General features: G+C 36.3%; 25 protein-coding genes. 8 read left to right on the forward strand and 17 right to left on the reverse strand.

What is annotated here, in order from left to right; all coding sequences use genetic code 11:
- The first annotated feature begins 440 nt into the window (after positions 1–440).
- Positions 441–911, forward strand: a complete 471-nt coding sequence (locus tag YQ22_RS18125) for an FKBP-type peptidyl-prolyl cis-trans isomerase (protein WP_071342329.1) — start codon at positions 441–443, stop codon at positions 909–911.
- Here YQ22_RS18125 and YQ22_RS18130 read toward each other — a convergent pair.
- From YQ22_RS18130 to YQ22_RS18140, 3 genes are all read right to left on the reverse strand, one after another.
- The gene (locus tag YQ22_RS18130; RefSeq protein ID WP_071342330.1) at positions 904–2,145 is read right to left on the reverse strand and encodes a hypothetical protein; all 1,242 of its coding nucleotides are present in this window, start codon (positions 2,143–2,145) and stop codon (positions 904–906) included. The genes YQ22_RS18125 and YQ22_RS18130 overlap by 8 nt on opposite strands.
- Positions 2,145–2,654 (reverse strand): TlpA family protein disulfide reductase, encoded by a 510-nt coding sequence (locus YQ22_RS18135; protein ID WP_156894599.1) that lies wholly within the window; start codon positions 2,652–2,654, stop codon positions 2,145–2,147. The genes YQ22_RS18130 and YQ22_RS18135 overlap by 1 nt, the downstream gene beginning before the upstream one ends.
- A 94-nt stretch (positions 2,655–2,748) precedes the next feature.
- On the reverse strand, positions 2,749–3,177 hold the full coding sequence (locus YQ22_RS18140) for an FKBP-type peptidyl-prolyl cis-trans isomerase (RefSeq protein ID WP_071342331.1): 429 nt from the start codon (positions 3,175–3,177) through the stop codon (positions 2,749–2,751).
- A 260-nt stretch (positions 3,178–3,437) separates the two neighbouring features.
- Here YQ22_RS18140 and YQ22_RS18145 point away from each other — a divergent pair, with 260 nt between their 5' ends.
- Positions 3,438–4,946: a TolB family protein gene (locus YQ22_RS18145; RefSeq protein ID WP_071342332.1), complete on the forward strand. Its 1,509-nt coding sequence runs from the start codon at positions 3,438–3,440 to the stop codon at positions 4,944–4,946.
- Positions 4,947–4,974: 28 nt separating this feature from the next.
- Here the strand turns inward: YQ22_RS18145 and YQ22_RS18150 are convergent, their stop codons facing one another.
- The 3 genes from YQ22_RS18150 to YQ22_RS18160 form a co-directional block, all read right to left on the reverse strand.
- Positions 4,975–5,520: a DUF4251 domain-containing protein gene (locus tag YQ22_RS18150; protein ID WP_083414298.1), complete on the reverse strand. Its 546-nt coding sequence runs from the start codon at positions 5,518–5,520 to the stop codon at positions 4,975–4,977.
- Positions 5,521–5,575: 55 nt separating this feature from the next.
- Positions 5,576–5,848, reverse strand: coding sequence for a hypothetical protein (locus YQ22_RS18155; RefSeq protein ID WP_091603929.1), 273 nt, complete (start codon positions 5,846–5,848; stop codon positions 5,576–5,578).
- 171 nt (positions 5,849–6,019) lie between these two features.
- Positions 6,020–6,352 carry a hypothetical protein gene (locus tag YQ22_RS18160; RefSeq protein WP_058102866.1) on the reverse strand — a complete coding sequence of 111 codons (333 nt, stop codon included), beginning with the start codon at positions 6,350–6,352 and terminating at the stop codon, positions 6,020–6,022.
- A gap of 232 nt (positions 6,353–6,584) precedes the next feature.
- On the opposite strand from YQ22_RS18160, the gene YQ22_RS18165 reads away from it, so the two are divergent.
- The gene (locus YQ22_RS18165) at positions 6,585–6,887 is read left to right on the forward strand and encodes an HPF/RaiA family ribosome-associated protein (protein ID WP_058102867.1); all 303 of its coding nucleotides are present in this window, start codon (positions 6,585–6,587) and stop codon (positions 6,885–6,887) included.
- Between the two features lie 24 nt (positions 6,888–6,911).
- On the opposite strand, the gene YQ22_RS18170 is transcribed toward YQ22_RS18165, so the two are convergent.
- Positions 6,912–7,241: a hypothetical protein gene (locus YQ22_RS18170; RefSeq protein ID WP_071342334.1), complete on the reverse strand. Its 330-nt coding sequence runs from the start codon at positions 7,239–7,241 to the stop codon at positions 6,912–6,914.
- Between the two features lie 308 nt (positions 7,242–7,549).
- On the opposite strand from YQ22_RS18170, the gene YQ22_RS18175 reads away from it, so the two are divergent.
- Positions 7,550–8,509: a TerC family protein gene (locus YQ22_RS18175; protein ID WP_071342335.1), complete on the forward strand. Its 960-nt coding sequence runs from the start codon at positions 7,550–7,552 to the stop codon at positions 8,507–8,509.
- 2 nt (positions 8,510–8,511) lie between these two features.
- Here YQ22_RS18175 and YQ22_RS18180 read toward each other — a convergent pair whose 3' ends face one another.
- From YQ22_RS18180 to YQ22_RS18225, 10 genes are all read right to left on the reverse strand, one after another.
- Entirely contained in the window at positions 8,512–8,766 is a 255-nt protein-coding gene (locus YQ22_RS18180; RefSeq protein ID WP_071342336.1) for an acyl carrier protein, read from the reverse strand.
- Between the two features lie 44 nt (positions 8,767–8,810).
- Positions 8,811–10,085, reverse strand: a complete 1,275-nt coding sequence (locus YQ22_RS18185; protein WP_071342337.1) for a beta-ketoacyl-[acyl-carrier-protein] synthase family protein — start codon at positions 10,083–10,085, stop codon at positions 8,811–8,813.
- A gap of 3 nt (positions 10,086–10,088) precedes the next feature.
- A complete protein-coding gene (locus tag YQ22_RS18190) occupies positions 10,089–10,526 on the reverse strand; it encodes a 3-hydroxyacyl-ACP dehydratase FabZ family protein (RefSeq protein ID WP_071342338.1) in 438 nt (145 codons plus the stop codon).
- An 11-nt stretch (positions 10,527–10,537) separates the two neighbouring features.
- Complete coding sequence (locus YQ22_RS18195) at positions 10,538–11,320, reverse strand: SDR family oxidoreductase (RefSeq protein WP_071342339.1); 783 nt, start codon at positions 11,318–11,320, stop codon at positions 10,538–10,540.
- A gap of 12 nt (positions 11,321–11,332) precedes the next feature.
- Positions 11,333–12,388 carry a type III polyketide synthase gene (locus tag YQ22_RS18200; RefSeq protein WP_071342340.1) on the reverse strand — a complete coding sequence of 352 codons (1,056 nt, stop codon included), beginning with the start codon at positions 12,386–12,388 and terminating at the stop codon, positions 11,333–11,335.
- A gap of 22 nt (positions 12,389–12,410) precedes the next feature.
- On the reverse strand, positions 12,411–13,118 hold the full coding sequence (locus YQ22_RS18205) for a methyltransferase domain-containing protein (protein ID WP_071342341.1): 708 nt from the start codon (positions 13,116–13,118) through the stop codon (positions 12,411–12,413).
- Positions 13,118–14,239, reverse strand: a complete 1,122-nt coding sequence (locus tag YQ22_RS18210) for an NAD(P)/FAD-dependent oxidoreductase (protein ID WP_071342342.1) — start codon at positions 14,237–14,239, stop codon at positions 13,118–13,120. The genes YQ22_RS18205 and YQ22_RS18210 overlap by 1 nt, the downstream gene beginning before the upstream one ends.
- Before the next feature lie 81 nt (positions 14,240–14,320).
- The gene (locus YQ22_RS18215; RefSeq protein WP_394332422.1) at positions 14,321–15,004 is read right to left on the reverse strand and encodes an OmpA family protein; all 684 of its coding nucleotides are present in this window, start codon (positions 15,002–15,004) and stop codon (positions 14,321–14,323) included.
- A gap of 37 nt (positions 15,005–15,041) precedes the next feature.
- A complete protein-coding gene (locus YQ22_RS18220; protein WP_058102878.1) occupies positions 15,042–15,521 on the reverse strand; it encodes a lipocalin family protein in 480 nt (159 codons plus the stop codon).
- Between the two features lie 148 nt (positions 15,522–15,669).
- Positions 15,670–17,646 carry an alpha-ketoacid dehydrogenase subunit alpha/beta gene (locus YQ22_RS18225; protein WP_071342343.1) on the reverse strand — a complete coding sequence of 659 codons (1,977 nt, stop codon included), beginning with the start codon at positions 17,644–17,646 and terminating at the stop codon, positions 15,670–15,672.
- Positions 17,647–17,767: 121 nt separating this feature from the next.
- Here YQ22_RS18225 and YQ22_RS18230 point away from each other — a divergent pair, with 121 nt between their 5' ends.
- The 4 genes from YQ22_RS18230 to YQ22_RS18245 all read left to right on the forward strand — a co-directional run bounded on the left by YQ22_RS18230 (position 17,768) and on the right by YQ22_RS18245 (position 20,961).
- Positions 17,768–18,718 (forward strand): isopenicillin N synthase family dioxygenase, encoded by a 951-nt coding sequence (locus YQ22_RS18230; RefSeq protein ID WP_071342344.1) that lies wholly within the window; start codon positions 17,768–17,770, stop codon positions 18,716–18,718.
- Positions 18,719–18,723: 5 nt separating this feature from the next.
- Positions 18,724–19,053, forward strand: coding sequence for a translation initiation factor (locus tag YQ22_RS18235; protein WP_071342345.1), 330 nt, complete (start codon positions 18,724–18,726; stop codon positions 19,051–19,053).
- A gap of 107 nt (positions 19,054–19,160) precedes the next feature.
- Positions 19,161–20,093, forward strand: coding sequence for a DUF1835 domain-containing protein (locus tag YQ22_RS18240; RefSeq protein WP_071342346.1), 933 nt, complete (start codon positions 19,161–19,163; stop codon positions 20,091–20,093).
- A gap of 1 nt (position 20,094) precedes the next feature.
- Entirely contained in the window at positions 20,095–20,961 is an 867-nt protein-coding gene (locus tag YQ22_RS18245; RefSeq protein WP_071342347.1) for a nucleoside phosphorylase, read from the forward strand.
- Positions 20,962–21,015 lie beyond the last annotated feature (54 nt).

Raw genomic sequence — 21,015 nt, forward strand, 5'->3', positions numbered from 1 at the left:
CCTCTTCTAAAGCAAAATGAACACATATAGTTCAATTACCAATAATAAAGAGATGTATCACAACGATCTCAAGACTGTTCAACAAGGAAAAAAGAAAAAATTAGGATCAATAAAATAAAAACTTTATTTTAGTACCATAATTTAATAAGCGTGACAACGAAACCAAATTTTGTTCTTCTTTCTGAAAACAACACCTACTACGTAGAATACCTAATTGGGCATCTTGTTTTAGCCAACAGTATTACAGAAGCTGTTATTTTTGAGTCGCAATCCCAAGCACTTAAATTTCAAAAATACTTATATAAGCATTGTAGTGTAAGGTTCTCTGTGAACACCTTTATTGCCTAAAAGTTTAAGTTTATCATTTTTAAAATGGGTTAAATACTTCTTAAAGAGTAAAAGTATAATCAACCTAGAACGTATCTTACCTCAAAAAACATATGAAATATATTACCTGCTTATTTCTTTTTACCGCATTGGTTTCTTGCAAGTTATCGGATGACACCAATCCTATAGTTGTTGAACCAATTGATTATTCTGAAATCAACGAAGAGCAAATTAATACGTATTTAGAAGAGAATTTTCTTCAATCTCAAAAAACGGATTCTGGCCTACATTACATTATTGAAAACCAAGGAGAAGGCGCAAAACCTTCAGCAACATCGAATGTAACCGTTGCTTACAAAGGATACTTACTTGATGGACGTGTTTTTGACCAAGATACGGATGGACTTTCCATAGGATTAGACCAAGTGATTTCCGGGTGGACCGAGGGTATACCCTTATTTAATGAGGGAGGAAATGGCATATTACTTATACCGGCACACCTAGGTTATGGTAGTTTTGATGTCAATGGAATACCAGGCGGTTCAGTATTAATATTTGAAGTTGAATTGATTTCGGTTAATTAAACGATAACGCTTCTACCTGCATTTTCGCGGTTTTTACTTGAGTGATGGCTGCTTCCTGTTCCGTCCAAGCAAAGTACAAGGTCTCTTCCATAATTTCCATTTGAGGAAAACCGGATTTTCTAGAATCTACCATTTCGGTAATTACTTGTTGCTGAGACGTTTTACCGCTCAAAGTAATTACCATTGCTTTGAACAATGCGGTCTTATCATTTGCTTCCATCCAACTCACAACAGCGGTTTCCTCATCAGCCCAAAGCACATCTACCCTACCCATTACCCTTCCCTCAACTATGGTAATTGGAGTTGAAAACTGAGCACCACCATCAGAGGAAAATACCAGTTGCACTTTTTGTTTGTTGCCAGCACCGGTAAACCAAGCTACAACCAAATTATTACCTAAAACATCAACTTTAGGACCGTTCACGGGGCATCCTTTAATCTGCCAATCATCTTCATGTATTACTTTAGGTGCCGTCCACTCTCCGTTAACCTGACGAACTATACTTATATCACGAACTTCTTTATTTGATCGGTCCCTATAAATTACAATAGGACCGTTATCGGTAATCGCGGAAGTTGTTTGGCAGCAATCGCAAGTCCTGTCATCTAATTCATATTCTTCAATAAGTTTACCCGTTGCAGAAACTACACCACCACGCAGTGTCATTGCCCCGCGCTCACCTACTTCATTTACTTCGGTATTTCTTCCATCTAGCCAATTCACAAAAAAATTGTTCTGATAAGGAACTATACTTACAAATCCATGTTCAGTGGGCGTGCCATCCGTATGCAAACGCAAATCTGTATTCCAATGTGTTTCTCCTTTTGGTTTCACGTTCATTTTAATATCATAAGAATACGTGCCAAGGCTAGATTTTTTTAAAACGTGAGACCAAAGGCTACCATTATTTTCAGAGATCATAGGATAATCTGCCCAATTCACGAACCAGTTTGTACCACTCAGTATATTTTCTGACTCTTGCCATTCACCATCCACTAATTCTGAATATTTTAAAGTGGTCAAAGTATCATCAACAGTTTCTACCCAAGACATTAAGGCAACATCTTTATTTACCATGATATGAGGTAAAGAGCTAGCCATGGCAGCAGGTGAAGTCATTTTTTGCACCAATGGCAGCTGCTTATTGGGTTCCGGTTTAGTGGTTGAATTTTTGCACCCAAAACTGACACCTAAAACCAAGAATACAACAGCAGTACATATTAATTTACGCATTATTGAACAGCTCTAAGTTTTTCAATCATTTCTGGACTGTCCCATTTCAAGCCTCCATCAAAACGTAACACCTGTTCACCTAATTCATTATAGATGAAGGTAGCCGGTAAGGCACTTACCCCTTTGTTGGCATAGACACCATTAAATTTTATAAAATTCAGATTAAAACCTCGTGCCTCTTTAAATTTTTCAATTTTTGCCACGGACTGGTCCGAAGCAAATAAGAATACATAATTTTCATTCTCTAATATAGCCTGTGCCTTTTCCATATCCGGCATTTCCACAATACATGGCCTACACCACGTAGCCCAATAGTTTAAGAGTACCCGTTTGCCTTTATAATCGCTTAAGGAAATTGCGTTGCCCTCCAAATCTTCATAGGTAGCAGTCGATTTCTTTTCAACTACATTATCTTCATTAACCGTTGCCTTTTGAGTGTTGGTGTTAACATCTTTACAACTTGTCATGGCAGTAACCAAAACTATGATTAACAGTGTTTTTAAATACATACCCAAATATAATATTTCAATGGTTTAAAACATTAGAATTTAAACCAAAAAAAACCGCCCTATTAGGCGGTTCTTAATTTATTACCGAGTTTATTTATTTGACCTCAACAAGCTCTAGCTCAAAGGTCAAATCTTCACCAGCCAATGGATGATTTGCATCAACCACTATGTCATTTTCATTTACTTCTGCTACGCGCAATTGTCTTTCACTACCATCTGCATTAGTGGCCATTAAAGCCATATTTACTTTTGGCTCAATTTCAGCTGGTAATTCAGATTTTGGTACAGTTTGAAAAAGCTCTTTTTGCTTTTCCCCGTATGCATCTTCCTTAGCTATGACGATAGTCTTTTTCTCGTTAGGTTCCATATCCAACAAACCTTTTTCAAAACCGGGAATCAAACTACCTTGTCCTAATTTTACTTCTAGAGGTTCTCTGTCTACCGAACTATCAAATACTTGACCATCACTTAATTTTCCTGTGTAATGTACACGTACTTGACTATCTGCTTTTACTTTGCTCATACTATTAATTTCTACTATTTCACTTAATTAAGATACAAAGGTATTGTTCTTAGTAGGGAATAACGAAGATTATAGAAAAACCTTCCCTTTTTAGCCTCATCTTAACAAAAACAGCATATAAAATCTTTAAACAGTAGGGAGATCGAATAAAAATCAACAAAAATTCAGCGAATATTAATAGGCTTTTTATACCTACTAAGCAGACAATTAAATTATTAGGTATATTTAGAAGACAATCAACCAACAATCAACTTATAATCATGAAATCTCCAACATATCTATTTGCTTTCGTATTCACCTTTTACTGTTCAATTCTACAAGCTCAAGAAACAATAGGACTTTTTGACAACCAAATAGGTATAGGCAATCCTAATTTAACCGGTTCTGCCAGGTATAATAAAAATGAACAGACTTATACCATAAATGGTGCTGGCAAAAATATGTGGTTTAACAACGATGAATTTCAATACCTCTGGACCACCATTCAAGGCGATTTTATTTTAAGAGCCACCATCAACTTTAAGGGAAAGGGCAAAGACCCGCACAGAAAAGCAGGATGGATCATAAAAAACGACCTAAAATCTAACACACCCCATGTTAATGCAAGTATTCATGGGGACGGATTAACTTCTTTACAATATCGAAGAATTATTGACGGACCTACCGAAGAAATTAAATCTAACGATGAATCACCAACTATAATTCAGTTAGAAAGACGTGGCACTACGTACATAATGTCCACTGCTAAATTTGGAGAGGAATTTACACATGTTGAACTTAATGATGTAGCTTTGGACGAAGAAGTATACATAGGATTGTTCGTTTGTTCACACAACCCTAAAGTATTGGAAACCGCAACTTTTAGTAATGTTAGGATTATTAAACCTATGAATAATGATTTTCAACAATATCAAGACTATATTGGTAGTAACTTAGAGATTATGGATGTTTCTACGGGACATCGGACCATAATTTACAAATCGGCTCACTCCATACAAGCGCCTAACTGGACTGTAGACGGTAAAAGGTTAATATATAATTCAAAAGGTCTATTATATAATTATGACCTAGACACCAAGGCAATAAGTATTCTCAACACAGGTTTTGCCACTAAAAATAATAATGACCATGTACTTAGTTTTGATGGTAAACTTTTAGGAATTAGCCATCATAATCCAGAGGACAATAATACTTCGTCTATTTACTATTTGTCAAGCGAAGGAAGCAATGAACCAAAAAAAGTAACTAAACCTGGTGTTGGTGCTTCTTATCTACATGGGTGGTCACCAAACCAAAAAGAAATGCTGTTTACAGGAGAAAGAAATGGAGCATATAATATTTATTCAATTAACGTTAAATCTAGCAAAGAAGAGCAATTAACAGATTTTAAAACATTGGACGACGGTGCGGAATATGGCAAAAACGGCAAGTTTATATTTTTCAACTCAGCTCGTTCAGGCACAATGCAATTGTACAGAATGAAAGCAAATGGCAAAAAACAAACTCACTTAACTTTTGATGAATATAACGATTGGTTTCCTCATATAAGTCCGGATCAAAAGTGGATTGTTTTTATTTCCTTTCCTAAAGATATTGATCCAGGGGAACATCCTTTTTACAAACATTGTATGCTAAGAATCATGCCAATAAATGGTGGAAAACCTAAGGTTTTAGCTCATATCTATGGAGGTCAAGGAAGTATTAACGTACCTAGTTGGTCACCAGACAGTAAAAGTATTGCCTTCATAACCAATACGGACAACTACTAAACTATTACTTTAAACATTTAAATATAAATTATTCATTTTTAGTATTTAGTGCTTTAACATTGCCATTATATGGAATAGTATTCTTATTGGTAGTATTCACATTTACCAAACAAGATTTATTTGGAAATATATGCATGGTTATAGTATATCGATCCGTTTTGTTGCTTATTTGAAAGTTGATGATATACTTTTGTTTGTCCTCACTGAAAATTTGTTCATAATCGATGGGAACACCATTAAACTCAACCCCATCCGCAATACCGTAAGTACCTCCAAATTGTCTTTCACCATAGTAAGGCAAATTTGCGGAAACACTATCATTGAATACTTTTAAAAAATATCCATTACCATTTAAGTCTATTCTTGAAACACTATTTCCAGGTGGTAAAAGCCCGCTGTTGGCAATAGCAGTTAAACTCTGCGTTGCCATGGGACTAGCAGATTTAGCTGAAAACTCAAAATTCTTTGACGACATTAAGGCATGTATAGGATGCGCATCATCAATTAAGGTTTTAGATGATTTACAACTAAACATGATACAACAGATAAGTACAAATAAAAATGGTGCTTTCATAAGGTTTAACTTTACACACCCTAATCGCTACCAATTTTATGCCAAAGAGTGTAAATTAATCTTCAAATTCTTCTTCCTCGAACTCAGTATTCGCTAAAACCGATTTCTTAAAATTGACACTGTGAGACTCTTTGTACAATGCCTTTATCAATCGTTGACGTTTTCTATCTGAAATATCCAATGTATCAAGTGCCTTTATTTTTTGCTTTAAAGCTGCCCTTTGCAACATAACGGCAGTTTCATAATTAGGCTCAAACTGAAACATTATTGGTCCTTCATCTTCTTCATTAGGTTTTACAGAAGGCGTAGTGTTCTGTTGTGAGTACAACAAACTAGTACAAAAAAATGTGCAGCAAATAGCTAGCCGCATAAATAGTTTCATATCAATTTCATAAGTGTTCTACCTCTAAATTAAGAACAATTATTTTAAAATGTAAAGAAACCCAATAGTTAAAGAAAAATAATAATAAAATTTACCAATCACCTAAGAAATAAGCTTTTAAACGGTTTGTCTTGAATCAATACGCTTTCTAAATTTTAACGTGTACTCCATAAAATCGAATTCAAGTTCAGAAGTTTCCCTGATATGAAAATTGACCATGTTGTATTGTTCCGGCAATAGATCATTAGTAGACTTTAAATACTCAAGCAAACTTTTATTAACCTCTGAAAGCTTCTTAATCGTATTTTTTAAATGCACCTTGGTTTCAAACAATGCCATCGTTGTAGGTTCATACAAATAGGAATCTACCCTAATTTTAAAATGTTGGATAGTGTTTTTACAACGTTCCAACTTACCTAAGCACTGAGATTTATCCTGTACATTTTCCATGGCGGTTGATTTAAAAGTAAAAATGTGGGAATTTTACTTCAATTTAAGATAAACACTTCATATTTGTACTATGTTTGTGTAAGTTTAACTTAATTTTAAAATGGAACCGAAACTGCTAACCTTATAAAAACAAAACAGTTAGCAAAACTTAATATTGACCTACCATATTATTAAGATATTTTTAATTGTGAAGCATTACCAAAATGAGTATCTTAAACTAAACTTATAGCCTATGAATATCAATTTTGAATACGACGATGTAAAAGCCAGTAATCGTTTAGAGATTATGGCAGCGCAAAAATTAGAGAAATTATTGGATAAGTATGATTTTATTGTAAGATCCGATGTTTTTTTCAAAAAAGAGAATACCTCTTCCCCCGACACAGGTATGGTTTGCAACATACGCTTAAGTGCACCGGGACCGCGATTATTTGCACAATCCTCTTCAGCTAGTTTTGAAGCTTCCATAGCTTCTTCGATTGAGGATTTACACCGACAATTAGAAAAAAGAAAAGCAAAAATGCAGTCTCATTAGACTGCATTTTTTTTATACCACTTACTATTCTTCAATCAACGTATATTCCGCGACCGCTTCCTTAATTTTTTCAGAGAAAGGATTTCGCTTTAATTCTAAAAGCAACCGTTTTCTTTTACGATCCGATATTTCAACAGAATCTAAGATTTCCTTTACACGATATTGATATGCGATACGACTTTGTTTCAATGCAATTCGTTCCGAAGCAGTTAAAACGTAATCGGATTCAAATTGATTCAACAAAGGGCGTTTGTTTACTTTTGCACTAACGCTATCTGAATTTTGTGCAACAGCAGTGTTCATCCCCAAAAAAAGGCACATGAAAACACCACCCCAAAGAGCTAGTTTTTTCATTTCATATAGTTGTTCTACCCTTAAAGTAGCAATTTTATTACTACTGGTCAGAAAACTAGAAACTTACTTGCACTTCATCGAAAGTATTGCTCGCTTTAACTGCAAAAGGTAATCTGCCAAGCTTTTTAGATACTTATGGCAAATAGGCTAAAAATATAGTCAAAAGATGTAATGCTTTTTAAACACAAATATCACCTTTGCAAAAACGATAAGGTATTTAAATAAATGATAATCAAGCATTAACGTTTTAAACAAATCACAGTGCTACTTTCCATTTTTTAATACCTTTGCAACTTCAAAAATTTTATATGATAGTCTGGATAGTCTTTATCGCATTTGTACTTGTATTTCTTGCCCTTGACCTAGGGGTATTCCACAAGAACGAACATGTAATCAAATCTAAGGAGGCAGGCATCTGGACCGCTATATGGGTAACCGTTGCCCTAGCATTCAGTGGTGTTATTTATTGGCTCTTCAATGCGGAAATTATTGACAACCCAACTGCACTTACGCCAAATGACGCCGTTTTAAAATATATAACGGGTTATCTCATTGAGCTTTCACTTAGTGTGGACAATGTATTTGTAATCGCCGTTATTTTTTCATCCTTTAAAATTCCGCCTTTATACCAACACCGTGTGCTATTTTGGGGAATTCTAGGGGCAATCGTATTTAGAGCATTAATGATTTTATTTGGTGTTGCATTAATAACCAAATTCGAATGGATCATTTACGTTTTTGGAGTATTCTTATTGTATACCGCATTTAAAATGCTAAAGGGCGATGACGATAATTTTGACCCAAAAAATTCATTTGTCTTTAAACAAATAAAGAAGATTTACCCCGTAACGACGACTATGCATGGTCACGATTTCTTTGTTAAACGAATGGGGCTCAATGCTGCTACACCGCTTTTTGTTGCATTAATAGTAATCGAATTGACAGATATTCTTTTTGCACTTGATAGTATACCTGCCATATTAGCGATAACAGCTGACCCGTTTATTGTATTCAGCTCTAACATACTTGCTATTTTAGGTTTACGTTCTATGTATTTTCTAATATCCAGAATGCTAGAAAAATTCAGGTACATCAATTATAGCTTAGTGATTATTTTAGCTTTCGTAGGTCTAAAAATGCTTTTCTCTCATTATGTTCATTTACCTGAATGGGTCTCGCTGACCGTAATTTCAGTAGCACTGATTTCCGGTATTCTTGCATCTACTCTAATTAAGGATAAGAACAAGGAACACGGTACCGAGAGCTAACATTATTTTGTATTTAATTTTGCATCTATAATAGCAACAGCATCATTAACGGTCTGCATGTTTTCCATATCCTCGTTCTCTAACCGGATATCAAAAGCATCCTCTACATCCAACACGATATCTACCAAGTTAGCTGAGTTGATATTTAAGTCGTTCATCAGATGGCTATCTTCTGAAATATCAGAAAACGCTACGTCTTCGGGAAGGTATACTTTGATAATATTTTTTAATTTTTGATACTTTTCTTCTTTTTGCATACTACTATTCAATTTTTAATACTATTCGGTATAAACTTATAGGGTCATTTAGTAAACGCTTTAAAAATTACACAGGCATTGACATCTCCAAATCCAAAACTGGCTTTGGCTATAATACTAGGTGCATGTTCTAACGTCTTTCTTGGGATACATGAATCCGCAATCAGTTCGGTTATTTGAGGGTGAATATCTTCACAATTGATATTTTTAAAAACAACTTGTTCTTTAAATTGAAGAATAGCCGCCACACATTCTATACTACCTGAAGCAGCCAAACAATGACCTACTGCACCTTTAAAAGAATTGATTAAAGGAAAATCCGCCCCTTTTCTATTTAAGGCCACGCTCCAATTCTTAATTTCCAAGCCGTCTTTTGAGGTAGCCGTCAAATGTCCGTTAACAACATCTATATCCGATGCTTCTATACCGGCATTGACTACAGCATTCTTAATACAGCGTTGTACCGCCAAGCTGTTGGGAGCTGTCATAGAACCTTCGCCTACTTGCCCTCCACTATTGATTTCCCCACCTAAAACTTCGGCATATATGTGTACACCACGTTCTTGCGCACTTTCTAAAGATTCTAATACCAAAGCTCCTGCCCCACTACCCGGTATAAATCCGCTTGCAGTTGCACTCATTGGCCGGCTCGCCTTTGCCGGGTCATAATTATATCCCCTAGGCAATATACGCATGGCATCAAAACCTCCCCACACATACGGTCCGCTGTCACTACAACTACCTGTGAGCATAATTTCCGCCTTTCCTTGACTTATTCTATCATAAGCCATAATTATACCTTCTGTTCCCGTGGTACAAGCTGCAGAATTGGTGGTCACTTGATTTCCACACCTTAACATACCCCCTAAATAAGCACTAATTCCACTTGCCATGGTTTGAATAACCGAAGTACTACCCAATCTTCTCACATTGCCATCATCTATTAAATGAATGGCTTCCCTAAATTTATCTACCCCTAGTATACCTGTTCCAAAAACAATTCCACGATCCCAACTAGGCTCATTTGTCGTATTCTTAACAAGTCCCGCATCATTCCAAGCATCAACACCTGCAATTACACCATACACAATTCCCGAAGCATTTAGACCCCTTCTTTCTAAGGGAGTAAAATAAGAATTGATCAAATTATCTTTCACCAAGGGCTCTCCCGCTACTTGACAACCAAAGCCAAGTTTCTCTAAATTTGGTTGATGCCTAATGCCACTTTTACCATCCAATAATGCCTGGGTAAAATCAGTAAGACCTACACCATTTGGCGCACAAACTCCTAAACCTGTAATGACAACACGTTTACCCATTAGCTATCTCATCATGCCTGCCAATATACCTTTACAGACCAGTTTATCTTGTTCATTATACATTTTTACATGGCACTTTAATTTCTGGAATCTAAAATACTTCAGTTCTGAAATTACTTTTACCCGTTCTCCAGGAAAAACAGGCAATAAAAAATCCATTTCCGAACTGCTCATACTTATACCAACCGTTTTCTCTGCCGCATCTTTTCCCATTAAATATATGCCCAAACACACCAAACCTATTTGGGCACAACACTCCGTCAATATGACTCCAGGCGTTACAGGGCTGTTCTTAAAATGACCACTATAAAAATCAGCATCAGCCTTAAACGTATATGAGCCATCAACACCAGTATCATGCGCATTTAAAATTTCATCTACAAATAAAAAAGGATGCGCATAAGGCAATTGGTCCAATATATAAGAATATGATTTTTTCATAGGTTTTACATTTACAATAAACTTTCACCACCATCTACCTTGATTACGGTACCCGTTATCCATTTTGCCTCATCAGTGGTAAGTAAATACACTGCATTGGCAATGTCTTCTGGAGTGGTTAAACGATTATTAGGGTTTCTACTCAGGGCATTTTCTTTAATTTGTTCAAAACCGGGAATCATTGATAATGATTTGGTCATTGTAATACCCGCTTGTATACAATTTGCCTTTATACCTACGGAAGCGAACTCCAGTGCAATACTTCTTGTCAATGCCTCTAACGCCACTTTAGCCACTGAAACAGCGCTATAATTAGGTAAGGCCTTGGTATTACCTTCACTGGTAAACGATATTACCCTGGTATCATCAGCAAACAACGCTGCTGTTTCCAAGGCTTTTGTCCAATCGAACAAGCTTAATGCCATTGCGTCAAAAGTTATTCTGAAATCTGTATCTGTTAAGGTGGGTGCTGTTTTGGAGTACATAGGCTTTAATGTGCCTTTTGCCATGCTATGTACCATTACCTTAATCTTATGCCCAAAAGGCAACTTTTGCCTTATATCATCAATAATTCCTTTTCTTTTCTCAGCATTTAAGGCATCTACATTCATTACCAGTAATTGATTGCCTAATGCTTCAATTTCATTGAAATGTTCTTCGATGATATCCATATCTACCCGTCTATCCCGATGAATTATAATGATGTGGTAGCCATGTGAAGCCAATTTCTTTGCCGTTGCCAACCCTAACCCACTACTACCGCCTAAAATTAATGCCCAATACCTATTTTCCATACCTAAAATATACTACCATTCAATTAATACCCGTTGTGCCGAAAATCCTGGTCCAAAACTTAGAATGAGTCCTTGCTCTCCTTCCGGAATTTTCTTATCCATGAAGCGCTCTAAAACGTAAAGCACCGTAGCACTGCTCATATTTCCATAAAGACGCAATACCTCTCTAGTGTCATCAATGTTTTTCCCTAAAGCGCCAAATAAAGCTTCTACGGTCTGCACAATTTTTCTTCCACCAGGATGAAATACCAAGTGGTCTACTTTCTGAATGGAACTACCGTACTTTTCTAAAAAAGGATGTACTATTTCTGCAAAATGATCAGCAATGGTTTCGGGTACTGCGGGATCAAGTATCATTTTCAATCCGTGGTTGGTAAGGTCAAACCCCATCATTTGGGTAGCATTATGAAAATGGTACATTTCCTCTCCAATTATTTTAGGTCCAATTGCATTTTCTTCGGATGATAATAACACACATGCCGCCCCATCACCAAAAATTGCCGCACTGACCATATTTGCCATGGAATAGTCTTGAAGCTGAAAGGTTGCGGTGGGACTTTCTACCGATACCAAGGCAATGCGCTTACCCGGATTGGATTTCAAAAAATTGTGTGCATATATGAGCCCAGAAACGCCAGCTGCACAACCCATTTCTGTTACGGGAAGTCTAACTACATCTTGTCGCATACCCAATTCATTGATCAAATATGCATCTAATGACGGAATCATTATACCTGTACAACTAACCGTAATAATGTAATCTATTGATGAAGCCGCCCAATTACTTTTTACCAAGGCTTTCTTTAAAACATTGCCCCCCATAAGTTTGGCCTCTCTGCTATAAATCTTGTTCTTATCTTCAAAAGAAGTTGTTTGAAACACATCTTCCGGTGGCATAATTGAATAACGTTTATCTACCGCAGCGCCTTCAAATATTTTAACCACTTTTCTGGTAAACCGTTGCTCTTGCCCACTTAACCAATATTCAACAAGGGGAATAATATCCTCGGTATTTCTATAATACGGTGGTAATTCTTTGGTGACAGTTACAATTCTTGTGTAATTCATAGCTTTCTCAATCTTCAATCTACTACTTCTTTTTTAAAACCCATACATATCTAAATGCCCATTTCCATTGTATGTGATGCGTTACATTAGAAACCCTATGAGCTATTTGTCGCAATTCATTTATTTTAATTGCTCTTCGAATAGATAATAAGCCATCTTTTTTGCCAATTTCAGTTTTTATAAAAAACCAACTAAATATTTTAAACAAGTAATAGGCAACCGGACTACGCTCCAAATCATTGATGACCACCCCAATTGAAGCTAATTGTACAAACCGATTTACAAACTTTAAAACACCATCATCCGTAAAGTGGTGAAGGGTCAATGTAGACATCACAATATCTATTTTTAAATTGGAGAAATCGTGCAAAAGAATATCAGCCTGTATATAGCTAATTTCTGGATAATCTACTGTATTCCGCTTTGCCAACTCCAGTGCTTTTGCATTTAAGTCTATTCCTATCAATTTAAGGTCCATATTCTTCTTTCTGGCTGCAGACGCAAGCTTTTTCAGCATGGTTCCATCGGAACAACCCATATCTAAAATCGTATACGATTCATTATTTTTAAAACTAAGTAATTCAAAAACAGCATTTAAAGTAATACGGTAACCACCTAGCAAATTATTGACCCTATTAATATCATTTAATATTAACTCAAGCTCGGAGATGGTACCTTTGAAGGTATCCATAATCTCCACTTCTTCACTTCTATGCTTAAAATCTATCATCAAACAATAGGCTTACCATGTGTTTTTGAAATAATATATCTTAATACTGTTTTTGATCTTCCAATGGTTTTTAAGCCTATTGAAACCCATTTTTCATTTAATAATATGCCTTGTAATATTCTGCCAAACCATAATCTTCTAGCAAAATTTTTAGACCAAGCTTTCCGGTAATCTTGTTCTAAAGCAACACGACTATATTTACCTTGACCGTAAAATTGAACAATCAGTTCTGAAGCAATTTTAGCACTGTGTATTGCCATAGCCATACCATTGCCACAGAGTGGATGTATAAGTCCCGCAGTATCTCCACACATTAGCATATGGTCTACTACACTGTCTTTTTTATCAAAGGATATTTGTGCTATGGTCATGGGATTATCAAAAACAGGTTCGGAATTTTCTAGAAATTTTCTCAAAGACGGATTTTTTCCAACAATTTCTTGTGTGTAGCTATCCACATCTTTACAAGCTTTAAAACTGTTGTAGTGTGCTAAATAACAGAAATTTATTGCTCCTGATTCCGTTTGGGACAAGCCACCATAACCTCCTTTAAAATTGTGTAATGCTACTATACCCTTTGGAAAATCAGAAACCTTATAATGTGCCTTTACCGCCAACCAAGAATGCTTCTTTCTACTGAAGTTTCTATCGAGTTTCTTATCTAGTACAGAACGCTTACCATATGCGCCAATGACTATTTTTGCCGTATAGTTCTTTACATTTGTTACCACGGTAAATTGATCATCTTTAAACGCCGTAGAAATTACTTTTTCAAAACAAAAAATGACCCCAAGTTCTTTTGCCCGTAGATATAGGTAATTATCAAATGCATATCTACTAATACCAAATCCGCCCAAGGGTAGTTCGGTTTCTATACTATAACCATCAATGGCACTCATACTAAACCGGGTAATTTCTATAGCCCCTTTAGCTCTTAAGTTTATACCCAAACGTTGTAAATATGGCTCAACTTCTTTAGACACATATTCACCGCATACTTTATGATGTGGATAAGTCTGTTTCTCCAATATGGCAACATCCAATCCTTCCATAGCCAAATGAACCGCGGCGCAAAGTCCCGCTAGACCACCTCCAATTATCAGTATGCTATGCTCCTTCATTGCATGGAAGTTACACCAAAAACAAAAAAGCCCTGCAAATGCAGGGCTTTTATTTTTAACTCAATACCAAACTTGAAAATCTTAGTTCGTCTGGGTTTTAGCTTCTTGTTTTAGAGACTCACTGGCAACAATTGCCAACTCCACACGTCTATTCTTTGCTTTTCCCGCAGCGGTACTGTTATCACCAACTGGCTGTGTTTCTCCATACCATTTGGTATCGAATCGACTAGCGTCTATCCCTTGGCTTATTAAATAATTGGTTACCGACTCCGCTCTTTGCTTAGAAAGATTAAGGTTATACTCTTCTGCACCTGCACTATCAGTGTGTCCCTCTACCAAAATATTTGATTTTGGGTATTCTTTGAAAATACCAACCAATTTGTTCAATGTAGTTGCAGATGTACCTTGTACATTTGATTTATTGGTGTCAAAATAAACTCCGGCATCTTCGTTAAACGTAACATTGATACCTTCACCTACTCTTTTCACTTCTGCTCCTGGAATTTCCTCTTCTATACGTTCAGCTTGGCGGTCCATTCTATTTCCTATGTATCCACCGGCAGCGCCACCTATAGCAGCACCTAAAATTGCACCCAGAGCGGTATTATTTCCACTACCTACGTTATTTCCTAAAACACCACCGATTACGGCACCACCCGTTGCGCCTATTACCGCACCTTTTTGGGTTTTATTTGCATTTTTTACTGTACTACAGCTCATTACCATGGCAAGAGCGATTATGTAACTAGTTTTGCGTAATATCATTGTTTTCATATACTTTATTTAATTTATAAGTAGGTAATTATTTTTTACTGAATTCATAAACTACGTTCACGGGTGATCCTTCTACCATAACGTTAGACTTTAGGGTCATTGCATACTCCGTAAGGTTTTCAATATTTAAACGGTAACCCGCACCTCCGGAAATATCTTGGTTTTTCTCGTTAATGAATTTGAACTGTAGTTGGCTTGTATAATTTTCTTCACGTTCTACAACAGACCATCTAATATAACGATCGCCCCCTGTACAAAAAGTGGATTGGTCAATGGTATATCTACCAGTGCTGTTATTATCTCTAAAGAACCATTCGCTGCCCTCTAAACAAATATCTTCAACATCATTGAACAAAACAGCCTTAACATTGCCCGTATTACCCTCAAAAGAAACATTGTTCAAGGTCCAAGTACCGCTTAGTAGGTTGCGCTTGCCCCTAGCATCCTTCGAAATTGAGCATGAGGATATTAAGAGTACCACACTAAAAAGCAAAATCATTTTTTTCATAAGTAAATTATTTAGGTTTGATCTATATACGTCGTTTGTCATTATTTGGACGGAAACTTTTTATATTTTCGACCAATTTACACTGCAAAGATGCTCTTAAACAATCATACTTATTACCTCTTTTAACATTTTTGTTGACCTGTTTCCTTTAATAAGCTATGAGCTCTAGCAAATCTTTTTCAAACCTAGATTTTGCAAGATACTGTGCTTCCAGTTCGGCATTAAAAGGTATTGGCGTTTCTAAGCTACCAACTCTTTTTATTGGACCATCCAGGTACTCAAAACAATTCTCCATGACCATTGCAGAAATATCACTTGCAATTCCGCCGAAAAGACTATCTTCCTGTAGTATTATAACTTTTCCTGTTCTTATAACCGAATCATAAATAGCTTTTGTATCCAAGGGTTGCAAGGTTCTTAAATCCAATACATCTGCCCTAATTTCCGTATGCTTATCTAAAGTGTCCAATGCCCAGTGCACTCCCGCACCATAGGTAATAACAGTTATTTGATCTCCCTGCCTTAAAAGACTGGCTTCCCCCAAGGGCAGGGTATAGTAATCAACAGGTACTTCTTGGTATACACTTCTGTACAACCCTTTATGTTCAAAAAACAATACCGGATTTGGATCTTCAATTGACGTAGCAAGCAACCCTTTTGCATCATATGGAAACGCGGGGTACACAACTTTTAAACCAGGTGTTTTGGTAAACCATGCTTCATTGGTCTGGGAGTGAAAAGGACCTGCCGCTACCCCACCACCACAGGGCATTCGTATAACTACATCTGCGTTTTCTCCCCATCTGTAATAGCTCTTTGCCAAATAATTTACAATAGGATTAAATCCGCTACTGGCAAAATCCGCAAATTGCATTTCCATAACTGCCTTCATACCGTTTATGGACAAACCCATGGAAGCCGAAACAATTGCCGATTCGCAAATAGGTGTATTACGTACTCTCTCTTTACCAAAATCGTTAACGAACCCGTCGGTAATTTTAAATACCCCACCGTATTCAGCGACATCTTGTCCCATTATCACCAGGTTATCAAACTTCTTCATAGCCTGTCTCAAACCTTCAGACATGGCATCTACCAAACGGATTTTTGTGATAAATTTACTAGGTCTAACTTCTTTATAATCATATTTTTGATACACATCACCTAACTCTATAGTTTCATTAGGTTTAATAGTATCCTCAGCAAAAGCAATTCTCAAATGCTCATCAATCTCTACCTGTATTTCAGTTTTGTAAGCCGCTATACTTTCTGGGGTCAACAAATTTTCGCCGATCAAATAAGTCGTAAAATTTTCTAGCGGATCTTTAGCCGCCCAGGTATCTAGAAGCTCTTGAGGTACATATTTTGTTCCGCTGGCCTCTTCATGTCCGCGCATGCGAAACGTCTTAAATTCCAACAAAATTGGTCTTGGATTTATACGCATATCCCTTACCAAATGAGCAACTTTAAAATAAACTTCTAAAATATTGTTCCCATCAATAATATGCGATTCCATACCATAACCCACACCTTTATCGGCGATATTATCACACTTAAATTGCTCGTTTGTGGGAGTAGACAATCCATACCCATTGTTTTCAACACAAAAAAGTACAGGAAGCTCCCAAACAGCGGCGACATTTAACGCTTCATGAAAATCTCCTTCGCTTGTTGCTCCTTCCCCTGTGAATACAGCAGTTACTTTTTTCTCCTTTTTTAGTTTATGAGCCAAAGCGATACCATCCGCAACACCTAACTGCGGACCCAAATGAGAAATCATACCGATAATCTTGAAATCTTGTGTGCCAAAATGAAAGCTACGGTCCCTACCCTTTGTAAATCCGCTAGCTTTACCTTGCCATTGCGCAAATAATCTATATAATGGAATTTCCCTGGTTGTAAAAACACCCAAGTTTCTATGCATGGGCAATATATATTCTTCTTCCTTTAAAGCTGTAGTTACCCCAACAGAAATAGCCTCTTGACCAATACCGCTAAACCATTTGGAAATTTTGCCCTGTCTCAGTAATATCAACATTTTCTCCTCAACCATACGAGGTTTAAGCATTGATTTATAAAGTTTTAACTTAACGTCTTCCGTTACTTTAAAATCGGTGTAATTCATTAATACGGTCAATTTAGACTATTAAACTATAAATGTAACAAAAATGGATATAGCAAGTATCGATTATAACAACGCTATTAAATCAGCAATAATTATTAATTTTACGTAAAATCTTTAATATATGAGTTTGGTACCTAGTGTAGACTTGACTGACTTTCTTTCGGAAGATCCAAAAAGAAAACAGAAATTTATAAATGAAATTGGAAAAGCCTTTGAAGAGATTGGCTTTGTTGCGTTGGGCGGACATTTCCTGTCCGATGAGCTGGTAGATTCGCTTTATGCAGAAATAAAAGCTTTTTTTGATTTACCTGATGATGTAAAAGACAGGTACCAAATTGAAGGCATAGGCGGGCAACGTGGTTATACTTCTTTTGGTAAAGAACATGCCAAAGGTAGAAAAGAAGGTGATTTAAAAGAGTTTTGGCATTTTGGACAGTATGTTGAGGATAATGATAAGTTAGAAAAGGAATATCCTGCAAATGTCATTGTAAAAGAATTACCTGAGTTTAACATAGTAGGTAAGGAGACGTATAAAATGTTGGAAAAAACGGCAAAATACGTTTTACGCGCATTGGCCCTTCACTTAAACTTAGATGAGTTTTATTTTGATAACTTCATCAAAAACGGAAATTCAATTTTACGTCCAATCCACTACCCACCTATAAAGACAGAACCAAAGAATGCCGTTAGAGCTGCTGCACATGGTGATATAAATTTGATTACCCTTTTAATGGGTGCACATGGTAAAGGTTTACAAGTGCAAAACCACGAAGGCGAATGGGTAGATGCCATTGCAAAGCCAGATGAGTTAATGATCAACGTTGGCGATATGCTGTCACGATTAACAAATAATAAATTGCTTTCCACAATCCATCAGGTGGTTAACCCTCCTAAGGAACTTTGGGGCACTTCTAGATATTCTGTTCCGTTCTTTATGCATCCTGTTAGCGAAATGCCGTTAAACTGTTTGGAGAACTGTATTGATAATGAGCATCCTAAACTATATCAAGATATTACCGCTGGAGAATTTTTACATGAAAGATTAATTGAGTTAGGGTTAATTAAAAAATAATAACCATGGATTTAAAAGACCAGTTAAAAAATCTTTTTCCAGACCACGAACCCGAAGAAAACGAGGTAGAAAATAAGGCGGACAACCCTATTTGGCTTCAAGACGACCCAATAATCTGTAAGTACGAAAAACGCAAAGGTAAACCCATAACAATATTGGAAGGTTATACCGGTGCAGACGAAGATTTTAAGAAATTAGCCAAAGAACTAAAGACGAAATTGAGTGTTGGTGGCAGTTTTAAAGACGATAAAATTATAATTCAAGGAGATTATCGCGATAAAATCATGTCAATACTTAAAGATAAAGGCTTTGTAGTGAAGCGTGTAGGCGGTTAATTTAACATTATTTCAGTCTTTAAAACTATCATTTGTTTTCTGTTAAATAATTTTATAACGTTGTTATAAGTATTATTTTTAATCATTCTAACTAAATCAAACCTGGTATGAGTTCTCTCTTACACATTACCAATGGAGATGTTTTTACCGAACGCCTTCAGAAATTAAATTTAGACGGTGACGTCATTACATGGCGCGAAATGCTTTGTGAAGGCCAAACACTGCCTAACGTAGGTACCGAAACATTTTGGAAAGCACGTTTTGAGTTTCTCCATAAAAATTATAAAGTTTCAAAATCGTGGTTTATAGAAAAGACACTTAAAGAATATAGATCGCTCTGTAGTCATAAACAACAAGATCATATCGTACTTTGGTTCGAATATGATCTTTTTTGTCAAGTGAATATGCTAGCGGTCATTAGCTGGCTTCTCACCCATAGAAAATATGCCCAAATATCTTTGGTATGTAGTGGTAAAGAAGATGAATCTGATAAGATGTATAGCCTTAATGAGCTATCTGACGAACAATTATTGGGTCTTTACAAAAACAAAAAGGTATTAACACAAGATGATACCGAATATGCCGATTATGTTTGGCAGCTTTACTGTAGCAATAACCCTATACGGTTAGAGAACCTGACCGACTTTAAGGATTATCAGTTTGATTATTTAGGTGATGCCGTAAAATCCCACTTAAAACGTTTTCCAAGCATTAATAACGGACTTAATGATATGGAGAATACCATTTTAAAATTGGCCATTGACAAAAAACCAAAGTCCAAAACAGAATACATGGATATGCTGCTTAAAAATCAGGGAAATCTTGGTTTTTCCAATACTCAATATGATCGTGCCATAACACGATTAAAACCTTTGATCACCAGCTTAAACCCTGTCCGTATTTCCAAAAAAGGAAAGGAAATCCTAGAAGGCAAAACAAGCTATTATTCTTGTATTCAAGACAACGATGTGTATTTAGGAGGTGCTTTAAAGTACAATTTCCTTTATAACACCACTACGAACCGAATCTTAAAATTATAGCATGCAACTAAAGCCTGCTGAGCTTGTCATCAATGAAGATGGCAGTATTTATCATCTGAATTTATTACCAGAAGATATTGCAACCACAGTTATCACCGTTGGCGACCCAGATAGGGTTGGTCAGGTTTCCCGTTTTTTTGATACTATTGAGGTCAGAAAAGGAAAGCGTGAATTCCATACCCATACCGGGCATTTGAACGGCAAACGAATTTCTGTTATTTCTACCGGCATAGGTACGGATAATATTGATATTGTCTTAAACGAGTTGGATGCATTAGTAAACATTGATTTTAAGACAAGAACATTAAAAAAAGAGCACACTTCTTTAAATATTATTAGAATAGGGACCAGTGGGGCCATACAACCCAACATACCCATTGATTCGTTTTTAATAAGTGAATATGTTATAGGATTTGATGGGCTTTTGTATTTCTATGAGCACAATAACATCAATTATCCAGAAATAGAAGAATCATTCATAGCACACACCTCTTGGCATAAGACCAAAGCAAGGCCATACGTACTATCCTACTCAAAAAAACTAGGAGAACTGTTTACGGATAATCGTATACGATTAGGATTCACAGCAACAAATACAGGGTTCTACGGTCCTCAACAGCGACAATTAAGAATTAAGCCAAGTCAAATGGAATTAATGGAGAAATTATCCTCTTTTTCCTATAATGATCTTCAATTGACCAACCTTGAGATGGAAACTTCGGGTATTTATGCCCTTTCACAGCTACTAGGTCACGAGGCCGTATCACTAAATTGTATTTTAGCGAACAGGTCAACCGGGGAGTTCTCTACTACCCCAACCGCTTCGGTAGATAAACTTATTGAGTTCTGTTTGGAAAGATTGGCTTAACATAGATTTACAATAATCTTAAAATTGTACTACTTATTTTTACGCAAATCTTAC

The sequence above is a fragment of the Maribacter sp. 1_2014MBL_MicDiv genome (genome assembly GCF_001865655.1).
GTDB classification, from domain to species: domain Bacteria; phylum Bacteroidota; class Bacteroidia; order Flavobacteriales; family Flavobacteriaceae; genus Maribacter; species Maribacter dokdonensis.

Bases quoted from the DNA above. Each gene is read 5' to 3' on its own strand.
- YQ22_RS18125 (WP_071342329.1), top strand. From the start codon at position 441: ATGAAATATATTACCTGCTTATTTCTTTTTACCGCATTGGTTTCTTGC.
- YQ22_RS18130 (WP_071342330.1), bottom strand. From the start codon at position 2,145: ATGCGTAAATTAATATGTACTGCTGTTGTATTCTTGGTTTTAGGTGTC.
- YQ22_RS18135 (WP_156894599.1), bottom strand. From the start codon at position 2,654: ATGTATTTAAAAACACTGTTAATCATAGTTTTGGTTACTGCCATGACA.
- YQ22_RS18140 (WP_071342331.1), bottom strand. From the start codon at position 3,177: ATGAGCAAAGTAAAAGCAGATAGTCAAGTACGTGTACATTACACAGGA.
- YQ22_RS18145 (WP_071342332.1), top strand. From the start codon at position 3,438: ATGAAATCTCCAACATATCTATTTGCTTTCGTATTCACCTTTTACTGT.
- YQ22_RS18150 (WP_083414298.1), bottom strand. From the start codon at position 5,520: ATGAAAGCACCATTTTTATTTGTACTTATCTGTTGTATCATGTTTAGT.
- YQ22_RS18160 (WP_058102866.1), bottom strand. From the start codon at position 6,352: ATGGAAAATGTACAGGATAAATCTCAGTGCTTAGGTAAGTTGGAACGT.
- YQ22_RS18165 (WP_058102867.1), top strand. From the start codon at position 6,585: ATGAATATCAATTTTGAATACGACGATGTAAAAGCCAGTAATCGTTTA.
- YQ22_RS18170 (WP_071342334.1), bottom strand. From the start codon at position 7,241: ATGAAAAAACTAGCTCTTTGGGGTGGTGTTTTCATGTGCCTTTTTTTG.
- YQ22_RS18175 (WP_071342335.1), top strand. From the start codon at position 7,550: ATGATAGTCTGGATAGTCTTTATCGCATTTGTACTTGTATTTCTTGCC.
- YQ22_RS18180 (WP_071342336.1), bottom strand. From the start codon at position 8,766: ATGCAAAAAGAAGAAAAGTATCAAAAATTAAAAAATATTATCAAAGTA.
- YQ22_RS18185 (WP_071342337.1), bottom strand. From the start codon at position 10,085: ATGGGTAAACGTGTTGTCATTACAGGTTTAGGAGTTTGTGCGCCAAAT.
- YQ22_RS18190 (WP_071342338.1), bottom strand. From the start codon at position 10,526: ATGAAAAAATCATATTCTTATATATTGGACCAATTGCCTTATGCGCAT.
- YQ22_RS18195 (WP_071342339.1), bottom strand. From the start codon at position 11,320: ATGGAAAATAGGTATTGGGCATTAATTTTAGGCGGTAGTAGTGGGTTA.
- YQ22_RS18200 (WP_071342340.1), bottom strand. From the start codon at position 12,388: ATGAATTACACAAGAATTGTAACTGTCACCAAAGAATTACCACCGTAT.
- YQ22_RS18205 (WP_071342341.1), bottom strand. From the start codon at position 13,118: ATGATAGATTTTAAGCATAGAAGTGAAGAAGTGGAGATTATGGATACC.
- YQ22_RS18210 (WP_071342342.1), bottom strand. From the start codon at position 14,239: ATGAAGGAGCATAGCATACTGATAATTGGAGGTGGTCTAGCGGGACTT.
- YQ22_RS18215 (WP_394332422.1), bottom strand. From the start codon at position 15,004: ATGATATTACGCAAAACTAGTTACATAATCGCTCTTGCCATGGTAATG.
- YQ22_RS18220 (WP_058102878.1), bottom strand. From the start codon at position 15,521: ATGAAAAAAATGATTTTGCTTTTTAGTGTGGTACTCTTAATATCCTCA.
- YQ22_RS18225 (WP_071342343.1), bottom strand. From the start codon at position 17,646: ATGAATTACACCGATTTTAAAGTAACGGAAGACGTTAAGTTAAAACTT.
- YQ22_RS18230 (WP_071342344.1), top strand. From the start codon at position 17,768: ATGAGTTTGGTACCTAGTGTAGACTTGACTGACTTTCTTTCGGAAGAT.
- YQ22_RS18235 (WP_071342345.1), top strand. From the start codon at position 18,724: ATGGATTTAAAAGACCAGTTAAAAAATCTTTTTCCAGACCACGAACCC.
- YQ22_RS18240 (WP_071342346.1), top strand. From the start codon at position 19,161: ATGAGTTCTCTCTTACACATTACCAATGGAGATGTTTTTACCGAACGC.
- YQ22_RS18245 (WP_071342347.1), top strand. From the start codon at position 20,095: ATGCAACTAAAGCCTGCTGAGCTTGTCATCAATGAAGATGGCAGTATT.